This window comes from Bacillus sp. UNC41MFS5, from assembly GCF_000686805.1.
In genome coordinates this window covers 1,257,858-1,273,418 of record NZ_KK366017.1, presented here as the reverse complement: position 1 = coordinate 1,273,418, position 15,561 = coordinate 1,257,858, and the positions used below count along the sequence as shown (strand labels likewise).

Here is a 15,561-nt window from a genome sequence, read left to right as displayed (position 1 = left end):
CCTTTAACCACTTCTTTCTCTTTTTCTTTGTAGCAGGATTATTGCAAATACCGGAGCACCAATTAAAGCTGTGATGACACCAATTGGTAATTCTGTTGGAGAAATGATCGTTCTTGAAACCAGGTCAGCTAAAATTAAAAAACCTGCCCCCGTTATAATCGACAAAGGAAGAAGATGGCGATGATCTGGTCCCCATAATAATCTCGACAGATGTGGAATGACCAGACCAACAAAACCAATGGTGCCTGACACCGCAACGGCTGCCCCGGTTAATATCGAGCCGGCCGTTAAAACTATGAGCTTTCTCTTATGTACATTAACTCCTAAATGTTGTGCCCGTTCTTCTCCAAATGACATCGCATTTAGTTCCTTTGCATTGAATAGAAGCAAACATGAGCCTATGATGAAAAATGGTAAAATGATTTTTATGTAATCCCAGCCTCTCATGGAAACACTTCCCAAAAGCCAGCCAATGATCTGCCGAAGTTCATCTCCTGTCAGTGCTATCATGAGCGAAATAATGGCTCCTAGAAAGGAACTGAAAATAATACCTGTTAAGATAATGGTTTCTACTCGCATCGATCGTTCGATTTTACTCGCAAACATGAGTACTAAGAAGATTGTAAAAAAAGAGAATAGGATACTTAGCAATGGTAATGTAAAGGATCCTATGAAGGGAATGGACAGCTGAAAAAACAGGGTCAAAACTGCCCCCACAGAAGCTCCCGAGGAGACACCTAATGTATAAGGATCTGCTAACGGATTTCTAAGCAGTCCTTGAAAGGCTGCCCCTGCAATAGCAAGGGAAGCCCCGACAAGACCTGATAAGATTACTCTAGGTAAACGAATATTTAAGACAATACTCGTATCCATTGGGTCAAAGGTCTCCAAGGAAATGAACCCAAATAATTTTGCACTTATTATCTTTATAATGGTTACGATTGGAACCGAAACCGTTCCAATCGAAATACCTATTAATATAGAAAGAACAAGGAAAATTCCAGCTATACAAAAGGCTAAATACTTGTTATTTAAAAACTTCAGGATAGACAGCCTTCGCAAGATCTTCTACTCCTTCAACAATCCTTGGGCCTGAGCGAGTCACACGATCCGAATCCACATCAACTACATTCTTATTCTTTACAGCGTTGACTGTTTCCCAGCCCTTCCTAGTTAATACTTGATCGACAGGATTCTTGACATAGAATCCATAGGTAGTAACGATAACATCAGGATTGCGTTTAATCATTGCTTCTTGGTCAATTTTAATCCAGCCTTCTTGATCGTTAGCGATATTTTCAGCGTTTATTACACTAAGCATTTGATCCATAAACGTATTCTTTCCAGACGTATAGATTTCTGGAGCCGGTGAAACCTCAACCAATACTTTTTTCTTTTCTTTTATCGCTCCAGCCTTTGCTTTAATTTCGGCTAATTTATTTTTCATCCCAGTGATGATTTCATTAGCTTTTACTGTTTCACCAGTAGCTTTCCCAATTAAGTCTATAGAATCAAAGACTTGATCAAAGTTTTGCGCATCATTAACGACTAATACAGGAATCCCTGCATCTTTTAATTGCTGAAGACCTGCTTCAGAACTTGAAGCCCAAGAGGCATGTGCTAACACTAAATCTGGCTTTAAGGAAATGATTTTTTCTAAGTTTATTTCTTGTCCGCCAATTTTCTCTTTCTTGGTTGCCGCTTCCGGATAATTATCGAAATCGGTTACTCCCACTACTTCCTTATCAAGACCTAAAGCAAAAACAATTTCAGTATTACTTGGAATCAGAGAAACGATACTTTCTGGTTTCTTTTCAATAGTAACTTTCGCCTTGGTTGCATCCGTAAGCGTTAGTGGAAAAGTTATTTCCGCTGTTTTCTTCTCTACACCAGTTTTTGGTTCTTCCTTTACCTGGTCTTTCTTTTCAGCACAACCCGCTAACACTCCTACTGTCAATAATACTACTAACAGCAATGAATACAATTTTTTCATTTTTTCCCCCTGCTTTCTGTGTTATATCTTGTATGTAACAAAAAATAAATCTTTCTTGTGCCAAACAAATTGGCTTGGATAACAACAAAAAACATCTCCACGTTTTAATGGAGATGTTGGTATGAATAGATTCTATTACTAGCAAAAGTAAAAGGAGTCTAGCCTTCAACACCTTCCTATCCTCGTAGGTTACTTGGCGCACAAGAATTAGGCAGGTTTCCTGGCTTATGATCATCGCTCCCTATGCCTTCCCATCGTAATTGACAGTGACATATTATAGGTTGCTCCCATTTACAGTGGCGGGACCGCGTTGGCTTCTAACAACTTCCCTTTTAAGCATAAAATCTCTTGATAAGATTTTAGCACCTAATTTAAAAAATATTTTTTGTTACGTTAATTATAGAAAAAGTGGAATGAATTGTATATGTTTTTTTACAATAATTTATGATTCAATACTTCTGCATAAATTTGCCATTTCAATCGCAGCGGTTGCTGCATCCCAACCTTTATTACCCGCCTTTGTTCCGGCACGCTCAATTGCTTGTTCAATTGAATCCGTTGTTAACACTCCAAAAATTACCGGAATGCCACTTTTTAAATTGATCGCAGAAACACCTTTTGCCACTTCATTACAAACAAAGTCAAAATGTGGAGTAGAACCGCGTATGACCGTTCCAAGCGTAATAACCGCATCATATTTATTACTATTTGCCATTTTTTGAGCGATTAATGAAATCTCAAATGCCCCAGGAACCCAAGCAAGGTCCACGTCTGACTCGCTAACTCCATGTCTTTTAAGTGCATCCTGTGCACCGCTTAATAATTTACTGGTAATAAATTCATTAAAACGTCCAACAACAATTCCAATTTTTAACCCAGAACCAACTAAATTTCCTTCAAAAATGTTTCCCATGTATGTGCCTCCATCTATTGTTTTGTGTATTAGAGCTTAACAGCTTGTCATCTAAACTTCTCGCTTGACCATTTGTTCTTTTTTCATTCGGTATTCAACTAAATCCTTAATGGTAATTAATTTAAGGTTCATACTCTTAGCAATTTTGAAAAGATCGGGAACGCGGGCCATCGTTCCATCCTCATTCATAATTTCACAAATAACCCCAGCAGGCGTAGCGCCGCATAATTTGGCAAGATCCACGGCTGCTTCTGTGTGCCCAGTCCTCTGCAGGACTCCACCTTTTTTGGCAATAAGCGGAAACGTATGACCTGGCCGTTTAAAATCAGCCGCTTTCGATTCTGGATCAATCATACTTATCACCGTTTCCGAACGTTCAAATGCAGAAATGCCTGTAGCCGCATATTTGTGATCAATGCTCACGGTAAAAGCCGTTCCATGTGGATCTGTATTTTTGGAAACCATTGGGGATAATTCAAGCTTCTCAGCCAATTCCTCCTCAATCGGAACACATATTAAGCCTTTTCCGTGAGTTGCCATCAAATTTATCACTTCCGGAGTTGCCTTTTCAGCAAGGGCAATAAAGTCGCCTTCATTTTCCCTATTCTCGTCATCACAGACAATGACAACCTTTCCTTTTTTCAAGTCTGATAGGGCCTCGTCAATTTTATTAAACATGTTTCATATCACCTTTCATTCGTTTATTAAGAATCCTTTTTTAAAAAAAGCCGTTCTTTTCTAAAAATTCAGCGGTAATGCCTTTGGAACTTTTAGGTTGGGAATCATTTGAAAAGTTTTTCATAAAATGCCCTACATATTTTCCAATCATATCGCATTCTAAATTAACAATGTCCCCTGAACCCTTAAACCCTAAAACTGATTCTGACAATGTATGCGGGATAATGGATAAGGTAAAACTTTTTTCGGAAACGGCAAATACGGTTAAGCTTGTCCCATCCACCGCAATCGACCCTCTTAAAATTACATATCGCAATAATTCCTCTTCGGCTTCAATCTCATAGTAAATCGCATTTTCTAGTGATTTTTTACTCTTTATGATGCCTGTCCCGTCAATATGTCCTGAAACAAAATGACCGCCAAACCTTCCACCTGCTGCCATCGCCCGCTCAAGATTTACTTTTGAACCTCGTTTTACCATGTTTAAACTGCTAGCTCTGACCGTCTCCGGCATCACATCTACCGTGAACAGTTTCCCCGAAAAGGATGTAACCGTCAGACAAACCCCATTAACGGCAATACTGTCGCCAAGATGGACATCGTTCAGTATTTTTTTTGCTTCAACGGTTAAAACAAATGACTCACCGGTCCGCTGGATGTTCGCGACTACGCCAATTTCTTCAATTATTCCAGTAAACATATTGTCCATACTCCTTACTATGTTTCCCTTTAATTCTGACTCTAAAAAAAGAAAGACCCCGATAACAATAAGTCATCAGGGTCTTGAAAAAAGACAATAGAAAATAAAGGCTTAAAAATAGGTACACTTCACCCTATTGTTAATCCTGTCTTTTCCTTCTCCCATCCAGACTTTAACTGTCGGCCCTGGAGTTTCACCAGATCCACCGCTTAACAAAATAATGTTAACCGGGTCACGGACTAAGAAGCATAGCTTCATCACCGCCGGTTAGGAATTTCACCTGACCCCGAAGGAAATTATTCGAATATATACTTATATGTTATGATATTTCATTCTAATAGTAAAGTAATCAGCACTTTTTAGTTTGCCCTAAAGATGATTTGACAGCTCTAATTCTTATTTTACCTTCTTTATTTTCCCGTCTTAGTTATTGTTTATAAGTTTTTACAGGTAAATAAATATCAAAATAAAGTTCGCCAGTCTCATTTTGATGTTTATGCTCTTCTTTAAATACTTCCATACTTAATGCATTGTGATCCTGTTCATACCCATATTCTTCCATCCAAGCATGAATTTGTTTATATGTACTTTCCACTTGTTCATGACTTCCTCGATGTGTAGCAAAAACATAATTTTTACTTGGAATCGTAAAACCAACCATACCATCTGGGATTTCCTCAATTTTTTCAACTGGAGTTGTAACGTAATATGTAAATTCTGTTTCTCTGCTGTGAAAAGGTGCGATCAAGACAGGTTCTTTGGTTTGATAGGATACTTCTTCTAGCCGATCTAGCATCTGTTTAAATAGACCTGGGAGTGTACTGATTTGTGAATAAGTTCCGTTCCATGAAATTCCAACAACCTTCATTTCTTCTTTTTCTATTACTTGAATACTCATGCTAATCCCCCTTTTGAATTATCATATTAATATAATTCTCATCGAAACTCTTAAAATCCTGCAAAAATAATTCGACTAAATTCATTCAAAAAGTCCGCTCATGTATAGGTATTAAAAATAAAGGAGCTTATTCCAAAATTGAGAAATAACGTCCAAAAATTTTTTTAATTATCTATCTTTTTAAATTAAGAGGTTAATTTTATAATTTGGATGAAAATAGCTTATAATGGATTTAACATGTTAATAGGAGGATTTTTTTATGAGTGATACAAATCAAACCAATTCACAGGAAGAACCGAAGAAGAAAATAAGTCTGCAAGAAGCGATGAAACAACAACTGCAAAATAAGAAGAACAAATCTGCTGGTGGAACTTCTGGTTCAAATAACTCGATGGCAACTAAAAAACTACAAAGCCAGCAAACGAAAAAAGTAAGTAACTCGCGGAGAAAAATGGGTGTCTAGTGGTCAAAATCGAGTAGATATTTCCCCAGGTGCACTCGTCAAAATTGTCCTAAAAGCGGATCAACGAAGTGGGAAACTAACTGAGGGGACCGTCAAGGATATATTAACCAAGTCCAGCTTTCATCCTCATGGCATAAAGGTCAGGCTTACGGATGGACAAGTTGGCAGAGTTAAAGAAATTAATAGTTAGTTTAAGAAAGTCCACTTTGCGCAATGATGCAAGTGGGCTTTTTTAATGGAAATAAAAAACAGACCCAAAAGGCTTGAGTCTGTTTATCGGCGGGTCATTATGATTTACGGACGTTTACTGCTTGTGGTCCACGTTGGCCACTTTCAATTTCAAACGTAACCTCTTGACCTTCGTCTAATGTTTTGTATCCTTCGCCTTGAATAGCAGAAAAATGAACAAATACATCTTCTCCACCTTCACGCTCAATGAATCCAAAACCTTTTTCACTGTTAAACCATTTTACTTTACCTGATTCCATTCTTTGTAGCCTCCTAGCATGTAACAATTACATGTAAATTGCAAATTGATTGCATAAATATTTTTACCCATTTCCTTTTTACCTATACCATGACATTTTTAAAAATTTTACATGGAAATGAACATTGTTTATAAAACCCATTTGTAGATTGCTTTAGCGACTCCGTCTTCCTCATTTGTGGCAGTTACCCAATCTGCAGACTCTTTAACAAGATCTTGTGCATTTCCCATCGCAACTCCCATGCCGGCTGCCTTGATCATCGCCAAATCATTAAGACTATCACCAACGGCCATTACATTTTTCATATCCAATCCGAGCTTGTTACAAACAATCTCCAGACCCTTCGCTTTATTAATCCCGGCCGAATTTACTTCGATATTTTTCAACGTGGAATTACTAAGTTCAAATTCACCCTTTGCCTGTAATTCTTTCATAATTAACTCTCTTGTTTCGTCATCTTCAATATTAAAGCCAAATTTCATCCATTCCAATGTATGCAAGTCCTCTGGCATTTCATTATGCCAATTACGTTCCGTGCTAATCGCCCAAAACTTAGTGTTATGTTGCTGCGATAACCTCCACATCCACTCGACAAGATCAGACTTTACCAAGTTCCTCTCAACTAATTCACGTTGATCATCCCATATTTCACTTCCATTAACGGTGACCAAATAAGAATCAAGCTCCAATGCGTCAGCATGCTCTCGGCTTGTCAAAAGCGAACGACCTGTACTTAAAACCACATAGATTCCTTTGTCCTTAGCAGCTTTGATGGCTTGGCGATTTGCTTCCGATACCTGTCCTTTATTATTTAAAAGCGTACCATCCATATCGAGTGCAACTAGTTTGACTTCAATGTCATTATAAAAATTATCCATATGTATTAACATGCTCCCTTCCATACTTTTCCCATTATAGATTAACATCATTTCTAAAAACTAATCAAACATTTAAGTTTACATAATATCGTTATAAGAAACAATTGAACAAGGACCCTTCGGTTTTTCGTTAGATCCTTTATTAAGTAACATATAGGCACTCTAATGCATATAGTACCCATAAGCCAAGAATAGAAAGGTGTTTAATGATGCCATCGGTTGTTATCAATTTATATTATCTAAAAATAAACAGTATTTCGGGTAATGGATCCATAACTATTGGGGAGGCATCTCATAACAGTCCCACTGCCAATAGTAAATTACAAGGAATTAATGCTTCATATGGAGATACTTCACCAACTGAGGCAATGATGGAAAACCTGTTAAATGATCCAGATGTAAATGATCAAACCTCTATTGGAACTACTGATTCTACTAATATAAATACACCAATTCAACCTTTACCACCAATCTAAAATTATAGGAGTTATATGATATGCCAAATCAAATAAATATTTTTAATTTCAAGATAAATGGAGCCACCCAAAACGGGAGTGTTGATATAGGTCCTACTGTGCATAACAGCCATACTGCTAATAGTAAATTTGTTGGAGCAAATTTCACTTTAGGTGATTTTTCACCAGCTACTGCTTTAATGAACTCAGGCAATATAGATACAGATGTTAGTGATCAGGATCAAATAGCTAACCCTTCTATGCCTATAGCCAATCAAATTTAAAGGAGCAGTAATATGGATATAGAAAAAATGAGAAAATGGCTAGAGATTACAAACGAGTATAGAGAGAGCAATTTTTGGTCTAGTGTACTCAAGCAAAAACAACCCGATGAATTTTTTAGAGAAGTATCGCTTAATCCAAAATTTGACTTATACCAAAATGATTATTATAACTTTATTATTTTTGAAATACCTGGGGTAAATCAAGAAGATGTTTCGCTTAGCTTAATTTCAAATACACATTTAAAAATTAATGGCAGAATAAAACCTGTTTTACCATTAGAAATGGAACTGAAGAGAGAGCGCGAATATGGTGATTTTGAACGAGTAATTGACCTTCCAGAACCAACACAGGCTCATTTAATGCATTTACAAATTAATAATGGACTACTTCATATATCATACCCTCGAAATAAGCGTTGATTAGGGCTTTTATAGATATAAGACCTTTGGGGTCAATCTCTTCGCCAATATTGTGAAGGCTTAGTACAAAAAGATTTCCCTTCTATGATGGTAGAAGGGTATACCTGCTTTGTGATTATTGTTGGTATCGGACAAGATATAGGTTGGCAAAAATGCCTTCTTGTTCGATTAAATCATCATGGCTGCTATCTTCAGCGATTCCCTCCTCTATCACAAAAAAATAAAAATAATAAAAAAAACGCCTGTCTTAAACAAGCGCTTTAATGGGATTCTATTAATGATGGTGATGGACACCCATAGTTGGATTGGTAATAAGCCATTCTTCTTTCGGTAATTGGAAATATTGGATCCAGATACTATTTAAAGTGGGCTCATTTTTATCAAGAATAAAATCAATTTCTTTATCACTTGTAACGACCGCATCGTTTTCTGTTGGCGTGTCCAGTTTTAAATCATAATGGGCATGGTCCCCATGGATACTTGTGACATATACACGAAATAGTTTTCCTTGTGCTTCTTCTTGTTCTAACATTTTTTTCAAAGCTTTTGCTGCATTCCGATTCACTTTTACCTTCATCTTTTTTGCTCTCCTCTATCTATGTATTCCTTCGTATTATCCCACTTTTTTGCAAAAATAGACAATTATTAGTTTCGAACAAAAAAGACTAAATTTCCAGGTAAATATCAACATACATATTTTTCCTCGAAAGGAATTTTAAAACCTTAACAAATTTGTCACAAATTAATCGAAAAACGTGTATTAACATCACAGCATTATTGTTAATATAGGTTTTAGAAAAGACTAACAGACTAATTACTATTAAATAATAACTAATTTAAATTAGGATTATTCATTACATTACCAAAAAAAAAGAAGTAGTTAAGTCTTGTTTGTGAAAGGTTTCACGATTATAATCGTAAAAGTGAACATTTTGGAGGGGAGAAAAATTCATGTTTAAAAAAAGCTACTTAATTCCACTGTTAGCTTTAGTACCAACTTTGCTTTTAAGCGGATGTACGAATATGGTCGTCTTTGATCCAAAAGGACCTGCCGCGCGTGACATTCTAGATTTAATTAACTGGTCACTCATTTTTATGTTGCTAGTGGTTGTCGTTGTATTTGGTTTATTTGGATATATCATCTGGAAATATCGCGCTAAGCCTGAAAATGCAGATTACGAACCACCTGAAGAACATGGCAGCACAAAATTAGAAATAATTTGGACTGTCATTCCTATTCTTATTGTCATTGCTTTAACGATTCCTACTGTTAAAACAATCTATAAGCTAGAAAAAGTACCTGCTGGGTATGAAAATAAAAAACCAATCACTATCAATGTGACTTCAGCTGATTGGAAGTGGATTTTCAGTTATCCAGAACAAGGGATTGAAACAGTGAACTACGTAAATATTCCTGCTGGCACACCTGTACAGTTTAAGTTAACTTCTGCAGGTACAATGCAGTCCTTCTGGGTTCCTGCTTTAGGTGGACAAAAGTACACCATGAACAAAATGGAGACAGAGCTGTATCTTACTGCGGACAAACCGGGTGAATTTTTAGGAAGAAATACAAACTTTAACGGCAAGGGATATGCTGAAATGGAATTTACAGTTGAAGCGAAATCCCCGCAAGCCTTTGAAAAATGGGTAAAAGAAGTTAAAGACACTGCTCCAAAGTTAACAGAAAAGAAATACAATCAACTTCTTAAGCCTACACACTTAGGTCGGGAAACATTCCTTGGAACTCACCTAGCTTGGGTAAACCATGCGGATATGAATTCTAAAACTTATACAAATCCTGAATTATACGAAGTACATGGCGTTAAAGGAAAGATTTTTGAAGAGAAAGAAACAACTGGTCATTCTATGGACATGGAAGGTATGGACAAGAGTGAGAAATCAGATGGAGGTGAGCAAGATGAACATTAATTGGCATGACTTTTTTATTGTTGGCAACCCATTAATACTAGGTTCCCAGATTGCTATTCTCTTAACAATGATCGGAATTGTGGCTGGAGTTACCTATTTAAAGAAATGGAAATGGCTCTGGAGAGAATGGTTAACAACCGTTGATCATAAACGGATTGGGATTATGTACATCCTTTCTGGTGTGTTGATGTTTTTCCGTGGCGGTGTGGACGGCCTTTTAATGAAGGCTCAAACTTCACGTCCAGAGATGAAATTTTTAGATGCACAACATTACAATGAAATTTTTACTACACACGGTGTCATTATGATTTTGTTTGCTGCGATGCCATTATTAATTGGATTAATGAACGTGGTAATCCCACTGCAAATCGGTGCTCGTGACGTTGCATTCCCACAACTTAACGCGTTAAGCTTCTGGCTGTTCTTTAGTGGTGCGATGCTGTTTAATATTTCGTTTGTTGTCGGTGGGTCGCCGGATGCTGGTTGGACTGCTTACTTCCCTCTTGCTGGTAAAGAATTTACCCCTGGAATTGGGAATAACTATTATGCCATTGCCCTGCAAATTGCTGGGATTGGCACCCTAATGACGGGTATTAATTTTATTGTCACTATCTTAAAAATGAGAACAAAAGGCATGACACTAATGAGAATGCCAATGTTTACTTGGACTTCATTCATTGCGTCAGTGATTATTGTTGCTTCATTCCCAATTTTCACTGTTGCGCTTGCATTGATGACGTTTGACCGGATCTTTGGAACTCACTTCTTCACCTTAGCGGGTGGCGGTATGGATATGATGTGGGCTAACCTTTTCTGGTTATGGGGTCACCCTGAAGTATATATCGTGGTCCTTCCCGCATTTGGGATGTTCTCTGAGGTTATTTCAACCTTTTCTAGAAAAATGCTGTTCGGGTACAAATCAATGGTATTCTCAATCGTGGGAATTGCGTTTTTAAGTATGCTAGTTTGGGTTCACCACTTCTTTACAATGGGAGCTGGACCAGGAGTTAACTCTGTTTTCTCCATTACGACAATGATGATTGCCATTCCAACGGGAGTCAAAATGTTTAACTGGTTATTTACGATGAGAAAAGGACGAATCCAGTTTACAACAGCGATGCTTTGGGCCCTTGCGTTCATTCCTTGCTTTATTATTGGTGGTGTTACTGGGGTTATGCTTGCAATGGGTGCAGCGGATTATCAATATCACAACACCCTATTCCTTGTCGCTCACTTCCACTATGTATTAATTCCTGGTGTTGTGTTTGCGGTATTTGCTGGACTTTATTACTGGTGGCCAAAAATGTTCGGCCATATGCTCAATGAGAAAATTGGTAAAATACATTTTTGGTTCTTTACAATTGGATTTAACTTAACCTTTATGCCAATGTTCTTCCTAGGTCTTGACGGAGCAGTACGACGTTCATACACGTATTCAGCTGAATCAGGGTATGCACCACTATTCATGCTATCTACAATAGGCGCAGTCATTTTAGCAATCGGCTTTGGGGCGCTTTGCTATAATATTTATTGGAGTGCACGTTATGCAGACCGCAATATTTCTAACGACCCATGGGATGCAAGAACTCTAGAGTGGGCAACTGCTTCACCGCCTCCATTCTATAATTTTGCGAAACTGCCTGAAGTGAAATCTGTCGATAGCTTCTGGTATATGAAAAAGAATAACGAAGGATTGACGTTGAAAGACGAAGAAATTGAAGAAATCCATATGCCAAGTAATTCCGGCTTACCAATCTATATGGGTGTAATCTTTGGAATCGCAGGCTTCTTCCTAGTCTTTGAATGGAAAATTGCGGCTCTTATAGCCACTGTAGGAATCCTTATTGGGTTAATCATTCGTTCATTCGATTATAACGATGGCTTCCATGTTCATGTTGACGAAATTAAAGAGACTGAAAAAGCATGGCGTAACGTCGATAAAGGGGGGAACAGCCATGTCAGCTAATGTAAACACAGCCTTACCACTCGAATATCAAACAGAACAGAACCGGATGAATATTCTCGGTTTCTGGATTTTCTTAGGAGCGGAGATTATCCTCTTTGGTACCCTCTTCGCGGTGTTTTCTGTCCTAAGTGCGAGATATGCTGGCGGTCCAACTCCAAAGGACCTTTTTGAAATAAAAGATGTTATGGTCGAAACGATCCTCTTATTAACTAGTAGTTTTACTTGTGGTCTTGCCATTTATGAGATGCGCCGTCATAACCGGAATGGATTATTGTTATGGTTTATCATTACCCTTCTCCTTGGTGCTGGCTTCGTGTTCATGGAGATCACAGAATTTATCCATTATGTTCATGAAGGTGCCACAATGCAAACAAGTGCTTTCCTTTCTAGCTTCTTTGTATTACTTGGAACACATGGACTGCACGTGAGTATGGGTATTGGCTGGGCGACTATGGTTATTATCCAAATACTAAAACGAGGTTTAACACCTGTTACTGCTCGTAAAACTTTTATCATCGGTCTATATTGGCACTTTTTAGATGTTGTCTGGATTTTTATTTTCACATTTGTGTACTTAGCAAGGATGGTGGCATAAATGGCTAAAAATACAAAAGGTTTTCCACTTACACATGTATTAGGTTTTATTATGTCATTAGTACTCACCTTCGCAGCACTTGGTGTGGCACTGAAAACCAATCTTCCTTTTAAAACAATACTCTGGATTATCGGCTCTTTAGCTGTCATCCAGGCCGCCCTTCAACTATATATGTTCATGCATATGAACGAAGGAGAAGACGGCAAATCCCAGGTAATCAACGTCGTATACGGCTTCTTCATCGCCTTCGTAACCGTTGCGGGATCGATCTGGGTTATGTCCTTCGGTATGTAATAGAAATGTAGGTAAATAAATAGGTGTCAGGCACCACGTGAATTCTTCACATGGTGCCTGACACCCTTTTTTTGTTCTTATTTTTTTATTCCGCCGTTACTTTTTCTTTTTCTTCTTACTAATTGGAAGATGATAAAAGCTATGTATAGCGGGATTGCGACATAGATGAAATATGGAAAGCGATGCTGCTCTTTTTTGAAGACGAGGTATATCGCGTACCCTAGGAAAAGCGTGACGATAATTCCATATTTGGGTAGTGGAACATCTTTCAAGCTAGGAATTTTTATCGTGCTCACCATTAAGTAACAGATGATAAAAAAGGCAATGGGCAGAATGAGCTCTGGCATTTTACCTTGGAATAAGGTAAGTAGAGTTAACAATCCCCCACCTGCCGTGATGGGAACACCGGTAAAATAATGATTTGAAGATTTAACAGCATTAATATTAAAACGTGCTAATCGGTAGGCTCCGAATAAAGGGAATAATCCTGAAATGGCCATCCCTGCCACCCCAAACTCAGAGAAATATGAATAATATGCCATCATTGCCGGTGCAACACCAAAAGTTACCACATCTGCTAGCGAATCTAACTCTTTCCCCAACTCACTATCCACCCGTAACATTCTTGCAATCCTGCCATCCATACTGTCGAGCATCATCCCTATTAATATTAATATGGCTGCATTTTTGTAATCCCCCTGGGCGGAATACATGATGGATAAATATCCGAAAAATAAATTAGAAATGGTAAATAAATTAGGAATACTGTTTCTGATAATATGTATCACTCCATACTAGATAAGAAATTTAGGCACTATTCTTTTCGCGGCGTTGTCTTTTATTATAACGTTTTTCCTGATAATATTGGAAAAATAAAATAGCTGTTGTAATCCAAAAGCCGCTTGCAAAATATCCGCCAATGATATCACTGGGGTAATGGACACCTAAATAGATTCGACTGATGCCAATGGCTAAAATCATCACCATACTTACGAAGATTAGTGTCCATCTTCCTAACGCGCTTGTAATATGCCGCCATAATAAGAACGAAATAATCCCATAGACCGTAAAAGCATTCATCGCATGCCCACTTGGGAAACTATAACCTTCAATTTCAATTAAGCGATGAAACTCTGGGCGTACGCGTTGAAAAAAATTCTTTAAAATTCCATTTAATATCGCTGAACCCGCAATGGCTGCCACAAATAAGATCAATTCTAAGCGATGATGCAGCACTTTATAGAGAAAAAATAAAAGAAATAGGCTAAGGACAATGACAAATGGAGCAGAACCAATAAACGTAAAGAATTTCATTACAGATGTAAGAAGCGGTGTTTCCATTCCTTGAACACTGTCGATTATCGTCCGATCAAAATGAATGATTTTTTGGTCACTTATTAACAAGGATATCAGACTAAAGCCAATAATGGAAACAACACTTATGCTAAAGGCGATTACAAGATATGTTTTTAATTTCATCTTTACAAACCTCTCTTGAAAATTAGATATATGAATATAATTTATAGGATGCTCATTGTTTCAACTTCTACAACTTTCAACCTCACTGTCCCTGTCCATTGGAATGTATGTAAAAAAGGCAATAAGAAAGGCAGATATGGTTCAGTCTGCCTTTCTGATGAGGCAAAAAATAATTATAGTGTCTTTGGTTCTTCTCTTACTGGTTCTACACTTTTATCTTTTGAGAAAAACCAGCCGGCTGCGGCGATACCTACTAATACTACATAAAAGGTTATTTTCCAAACTGTTGAATGCGCAAAATCTTCATTTAAAATAGCTAGCATAGGATGTGATAACGTGTAGACGGCAAGCTTCACACCAACCCAGCCTACAATTGCAAAAGCAGCAATTTCTAAACCTGGTCGTTTTTCCAATAAATTTACAAACTGATTCGCTGCAAAGCGCATTATTATTAATCCAATAATCCCACCAGCAAATATTACTAAGAATTTACCACCATCCAGACCACCGATATCTGGAAGCGGTGTGTTTGGCAAGGCAACGGCCATTGCGACCGCCGCAAGGATCGAATCAACAGCAAAAGCAATGTCAGCCACTTCTACTTTTAATACTGTCATCCAAAAATTGCTCTTTTTTGATCCCGTCTTCTCCTCTTTATCTTCTTCCTTCCCTTTAATGACCACCTTACGGAATATATGATTACCAGCCATAAACAGCAAATATAGAGCACCAATGGCTTGAACCTGCCACACATCCACAAGAAACGAAATCACAAACAAGGAAGCAAAGCGGAACACAAAGGCTCCTGCCAAACCGTAAAATAATGCCTTCTTACGTTTTTCTTCTGGTAATTGTTTCACCATAATCGCAAGCACTAACGCGTTGTCTGCGGCTAAGAGACCTTCTAATGCCACCAAAATTAATAACACCCAGCCGTATTCCAGTAAAAGAGTTAAGTCCATGAATATTTCCTCCTTAAAGTTGATTTTTTTTAAAAATACTCCCTTACGCCATAAAAATAGGCCTTTACTGATTACAGTAAAGGCCTAAAAAAACACAAAAAGACCTTTACAGTAAAGTAAAGGTCTTGCTAACAACGTAAATGTTGCCAATAAAGCCGGAGTAATA

20 protein-coding genes, 1 pseudogene and 2 riboswitches are annotated in these 15,561 nt (G+C 37.7%); of the genes and pseudogenes, 9 read left to right on the top strand and 12 right to left on the bottom strand.

The genetic code is table 11. The annotated features are described in order from the left end of the window. Nucleotides 1-3: 3 nt before the first annotated feature. The 6 genes and pseudogenes from BR30_RS0122470 to BR30_RS0122445 form a co-directional block, all read right to left on the bottom strand. Nucleotides 4-1,062, bottom strand: a complete 1,059-nt coding sequence (locus tag BR30_RS0122470) for a FecCD family ABC transporter permease (RefSeq protein ID WP_026566962.1) — start codon at nt 1,060-1,062, stop codon at nt 4-6. Continuing rightward, complete coding sequence (locus BR30_RS0122465) at nt 1,028-1,993, bottom strand: ABC transporter substrate-binding protein (RefSeq protein ID WP_026566961.1); 966 nt, start codon at nt 1,991-1,993, stop codon at nt 1,028-1,030. The genes BR30_RS0122470 and BR30_RS0122465 overlap by 35 nt, the downstream gene beginning before the upstream one ends. A gap of 193 nt (nt 1,994-2,186) precedes the next feature. Then, nucleotides 2,187-2,378: riboswitch (cobalamin riboswitch) on the bottom strand. Nucleotides 2,379-2,435: 57 nt separating this feature from the next. After that, a complete protein-coding gene (ribH, locus tag BR30_RS0122460) occupies nt 2,436-2,906 on the bottom strand; it encodes a 6,7-dimethyl-8-ribityllumazine synthase (protein ID WP_026566960.1) in 471 nt (156 codons plus the stop codon). A gap of 54 nt (nt 2,907-2,960) precedes the next feature. After that, nucleotides 2,961-3,584, bottom strand: a pseudogene (ribB, locus tag BR30_RS34280) (3,4-dihydroxy-2-butanone-4-phosphate synthase); the annotation flags it as partial. 40 nt (nt 3,585-3,624) lie between these two features. Beyond that, nucleotides 3,625-4,284 (bottom strand): riboflavin synthase, encoded by a 660-nt coding sequence (gene ribE, locus BR30_RS0122450; RefSeq protein ID WP_026566959.1) that lies wholly within the window; start codon nt 4,282-4,284, stop codon nt 3,625-3,627. Between the two features lie 149 nt (nt 4,285-4,433). Further along, nucleotides 4,434-4,582, bottom strand: a riboswitch (FMN riboswitch). 129 nt (nt 4,583-4,711) lie between these two features. Beyond that, the gene (locus BR30_RS0122445) at nt 4,712-5,182 is read right to left on the bottom strand and encodes a GyrI-like domain-containing protein (RefSeq protein ID WP_026566958.1); all 471 of its coding nucleotides are present in this window, start codon (nt 5,180-5,182) and stop codon (nt 4,712-4,714) included. Nucleotides 5,183-5,441: 259 nt separating this feature from the next. Here BR30_RS0122445 and BR30_RS0122440 point away from each other — a divergent pair, with 259 nt between their 5' ends. Together BR30_RS0122440 and BR30_RS0122435 are read left to right on the top strand one after the other, a co-directional pair. Beyond that, on the top strand, nt 5,442-5,645 hold the full coding sequence (locus BR30_RS0122440) for a hypothetical protein (protein ID WP_026566957.1): 204 nt from the start codon (nt 5,442-5,444) through the stop codon (nt 5,643-5,645). Continuing rightward, a complete protein-coding gene (locus tag BR30_RS0122435) occupies nt 5,638-5,835 on the top strand; it encodes a YwbE family protein (RefSeq protein WP_026566956.1) in 198 nt (65 codons plus the stop codon). The genes BR30_RS0122440 and BR30_RS0122435 overlap by 8 nt, the downstream gene beginning before the upstream one ends. Nucleotides 5,836-5,932: 97 nt before the next feature. Here the strand turns inward: BR30_RS0122435 and BR30_RS0122430 are convergent, their stop codons facing one another. After that, nucleotides 5,933-6,133, bottom strand: coding sequence for a cold-shock protein (locus tag BR30_RS0122430; RefSeq protein ID WP_026566955.1), 201 nt, complete (start codon nt 6,131-6,133; stop codon nt 5,933-5,935). 128 nt (nt 6,134-6,261) lie between these two features. Continuing rightward, complete coding sequence (locus BR30_RS0122425; RefSeq protein WP_026566954.1) at nt 6,262-7,011, bottom strand: Cof-type HAD-IIB family hydrolase; 750 nt, start codon at nt 7,009-7,011, stop codon at nt 6,262-6,264. Between the two features lie 209 nt (nt 7,012-7,220). Between BR30_RS0122425 and BR30_RS0122420 the strand changes: the two genes are divergently transcribed. The 3 genes from BR30_RS0122420 to BR30_RS0122410 are packed head-to-tail and all read left to right on the top strand — an operon-like array spanning nt 7,221 to nt 8,170. Next, nucleotides 7,221-7,487 (top strand): spore germination protein, encoded by a 267-nt coding sequence (locus BR30_RS0122420; RefSeq protein ID WP_026566953.1) that lies wholly within the window; start codon nt 7,221-7,223, stop codon nt 7,485-7,487. 20 nt (nt 7,488-7,507) lie between these two features. After that, nucleotides 7,508-7,750 (top strand): spore germination protein, encoded by a 243-nt coding sequence (locus BR30_RS0122415; RefSeq protein ID WP_026566952.1) that lies wholly within the window; start codon nt 7,508-7,510, stop codon nt 7,748-7,750. Between the two features lie 12 nt (nt 7,751-7,762). Next, on the top strand, nt 7,763-8,170 hold the full coding sequence (locus BR30_RS0122410) for an Hsp20/alpha crystallin family protein (RefSeq protein ID WP_026566951.1): 408 nt from the start codon (nt 7,763-7,765) through the stop codon (nt 8,168-8,170). Nucleotides 8,171-8,444: 274 nt separating this feature from the next. Here BR30_RS0122410 and BR30_RS0122405 read toward each other — a convergent pair whose 3' ends face one another. Then, on the bottom strand, nt 8,445-8,747 hold the full coding sequence (locus BR30_RS0122405) for a heme biosynthesis protein HemY (protein ID WP_026566950.1): 303 nt from the start codon (nt 8,745-8,747) through the stop codon (nt 8,445-8,447). A gap of 374 nt (nt 8,748-9,121) precedes the next feature. Between BR30_RS0122405 and qoxA the strand changes: the two genes are divergently transcribed. The 4 genes from qoxA to qoxD are packed head-to-tail and all read left to right on the top strand — an operon-like array spanning nt 9,122 to nt 12,954. Beyond that, entirely contained in the window at nt 9,122-10,099 is a 978-nt protein-coding gene (gene qoxA / locus BR30_RS0122400) for a cytochrome aa3 quinol oxidase subunit II (RefSeq protein ID WP_026566949.1), read from the top strand. After that, nucleotides 10,089-12,065 (top strand): cytochrome aa3 quinol oxidase subunit I, encoded by a 1,977-nt coding sequence (qoxB, locus tag BR30_RS0122395; RefSeq protein ID WP_026566948.1) that lies wholly within the window; start codon nt 10,089-10,091, stop codon nt 12,063-12,065. Before qoxA ends, qoxB begins: the two co-directional genes overlap by 11 nt. Further along, on the top strand, nt 12,055-12,660 hold the full coding sequence (gene qoxC / locus BR30_RS0122390; RefSeq protein ID WP_026566947.1) for a cytochrome aa3 quinol oxidase subunit III: 606 nt from the start codon (nt 12,055-12,057) through the stop codon (nt 12,658-12,660). Before qoxB ends, qoxC begins: the two co-directional genes overlap by 11 nt. Beyond that, on the top strand, nt 12,661-12,954 hold the full coding sequence (gene qoxD / locus BR30_RS0122385) for a cytochrome aa3 quinol oxidase subunit IV (protein ID WP_026566946.1): 294 nt from the start codon (nt 12,661-12,663) through the stop codon (nt 12,952-12,954). A 77-nt stretch (nt 12,955-13,031) separates the two neighbouring features. Here the strand turns inward: qoxD and pssA are convergent, their stop codons facing one another. The 3 genes from pssA to BR30_RS0122370 form a co-directional block, all read right to left on the bottom strand. Further along, nucleotides 13,032-13,742, bottom strand: coding sequence for a CDP-diacylglycerol--serine O-phosphatidyltransferase (gene pssA, locus BR30_RS0122380; protein WP_026566945.1), 711 nt, complete (start codon nt 13,740-13,742; stop codon nt 13,032-13,034). Between the two features lie 19 nt (nt 13,743-13,761). Next, a complete protein-coding gene (locus BR30_RS0122375; protein ID WP_026566944.1) occupies nt 13,762-14,433 on the bottom strand; it encodes a phosphatase PAP2 family protein in 672 nt (223 codons plus the stop codon). 173 nt (nt 14,434-14,606) lie between these two features. After that, entirely contained in the window at nt 14,607-15,395 is a 789-nt protein-coding gene (locus BR30_RS0122370; protein ID WP_026566943.1) for a TerC family protein, read from the bottom strand. Between the last annotated feature and the right edge of the window lie 166 nt (nt 15,396-15,561).

Coding starts and splice junctions, on each gene's coding strand:
- BR30_RS0122425 (WP_026566954.1), bottom strand. CDS start 7,011: ATGGATAATTTTTATAATGACATTGAAGTCAAACTAGTTGCACTCGAT.
- qoxB (WP_026566948.1), top strand. CDS start 10,089: ATGAACATTAATTGGCATGACTTTTTTATTGTTGGCAACCCATTAATA.
- BR30_RS0122405 (WP_026566950.1), bottom strand. CDS start 8,747: ATGAAGGTAAAAGTGAATCGGAATGCAGCAAAAGCTTTGAAAAAAATG.
- BR30_RS0122445 (WP_026566958.1), bottom strand. CDS start 5,182: ATGAGTATTCAAGTAATAGAAAAAGAAGAAATGAAGGTTGTTGGAATT.
- qoxC (WP_026566947.1), top strand. CDS start 12,055: ATGTCAGCTAATGTAAACACAGCCTTACCACTCGAATATCAAACAGAA.
- BR30_RS0122440 (WP_026566957.1), top strand. CDS start 5,442: ATGAGTGATACAAATCAAACCAATTCACAGGAAGAACCGAAGAAGAAA.
- qoxD (WP_026566946.1), top strand. CDS start 12,661: ATGGCTAAAAATACAAAAGGTTTTCCACTTACACATGTATTAGGTTTT.
- BR30_RS0122370 (WP_026566943.1), bottom strand. CDS start 15,395: ATGGACTTAACTCTTTTACTGGAATACGGCTGGGTGTTATTAATTTTG.
- BR30_RS0122375 (WP_026566944.1), bottom strand. CDS start 14,433: ATGAAATTAAAAACATATCTTGTAATCGCCTTTAGCATAAGTGTTGTT.
- qoxA (WP_026566949.1), top strand. CDS start 9,122: ATGTTTAAAAAAAGCTACTTAATTCCACTGTTAGCTTTAGTACCAACT.
- ribH (WP_026566960.1), bottom strand. CDS start 2,906: ATGGGAAACATTTTTGAAGGAAATTTAGTTGGTTCTGGGTTAAAAATT.
- BR30_RS0122410 (WP_026566951.1), top strand. CDS start 7,763: ATGGATATAGAAAAAATGAGAAAATGGCTAGAGATTACAAACGAGTAT.
- BR30_RS0122415 (WP_026566952.1), top strand. CDS start 7,508: ATGCCAAATCAAATAAATATTTTTAATTTCAAGATAAATGGAGCCACC.
- ribE (WP_026566959.1), bottom strand. CDS start 4,284: ATGTTTACTGGAATAATTGAAGAAATTGGCGTAGTCGCGAACATCCAG.
- BR30_RS0122430 (WP_026566955.1), bottom strand. CDS start 6,133: ATGGAATCAGGTAAAGTAAAATGGTTTAACAGTGAAAAAGGTTTTGGA.
- BR30_RS0122465 (WP_026566961.1), bottom strand. CDS start 1,993: ATGAAAAAATTGTATTCATTGCTGTTAGTAGTATTATTGACAGTAGGA.
- BR30_RS0122420 (WP_026566953.1), top strand. CDS start 7,221: ATGCCATCGGTTGTTATCAATTTATATTATCTAAAAATAAACAGTATT.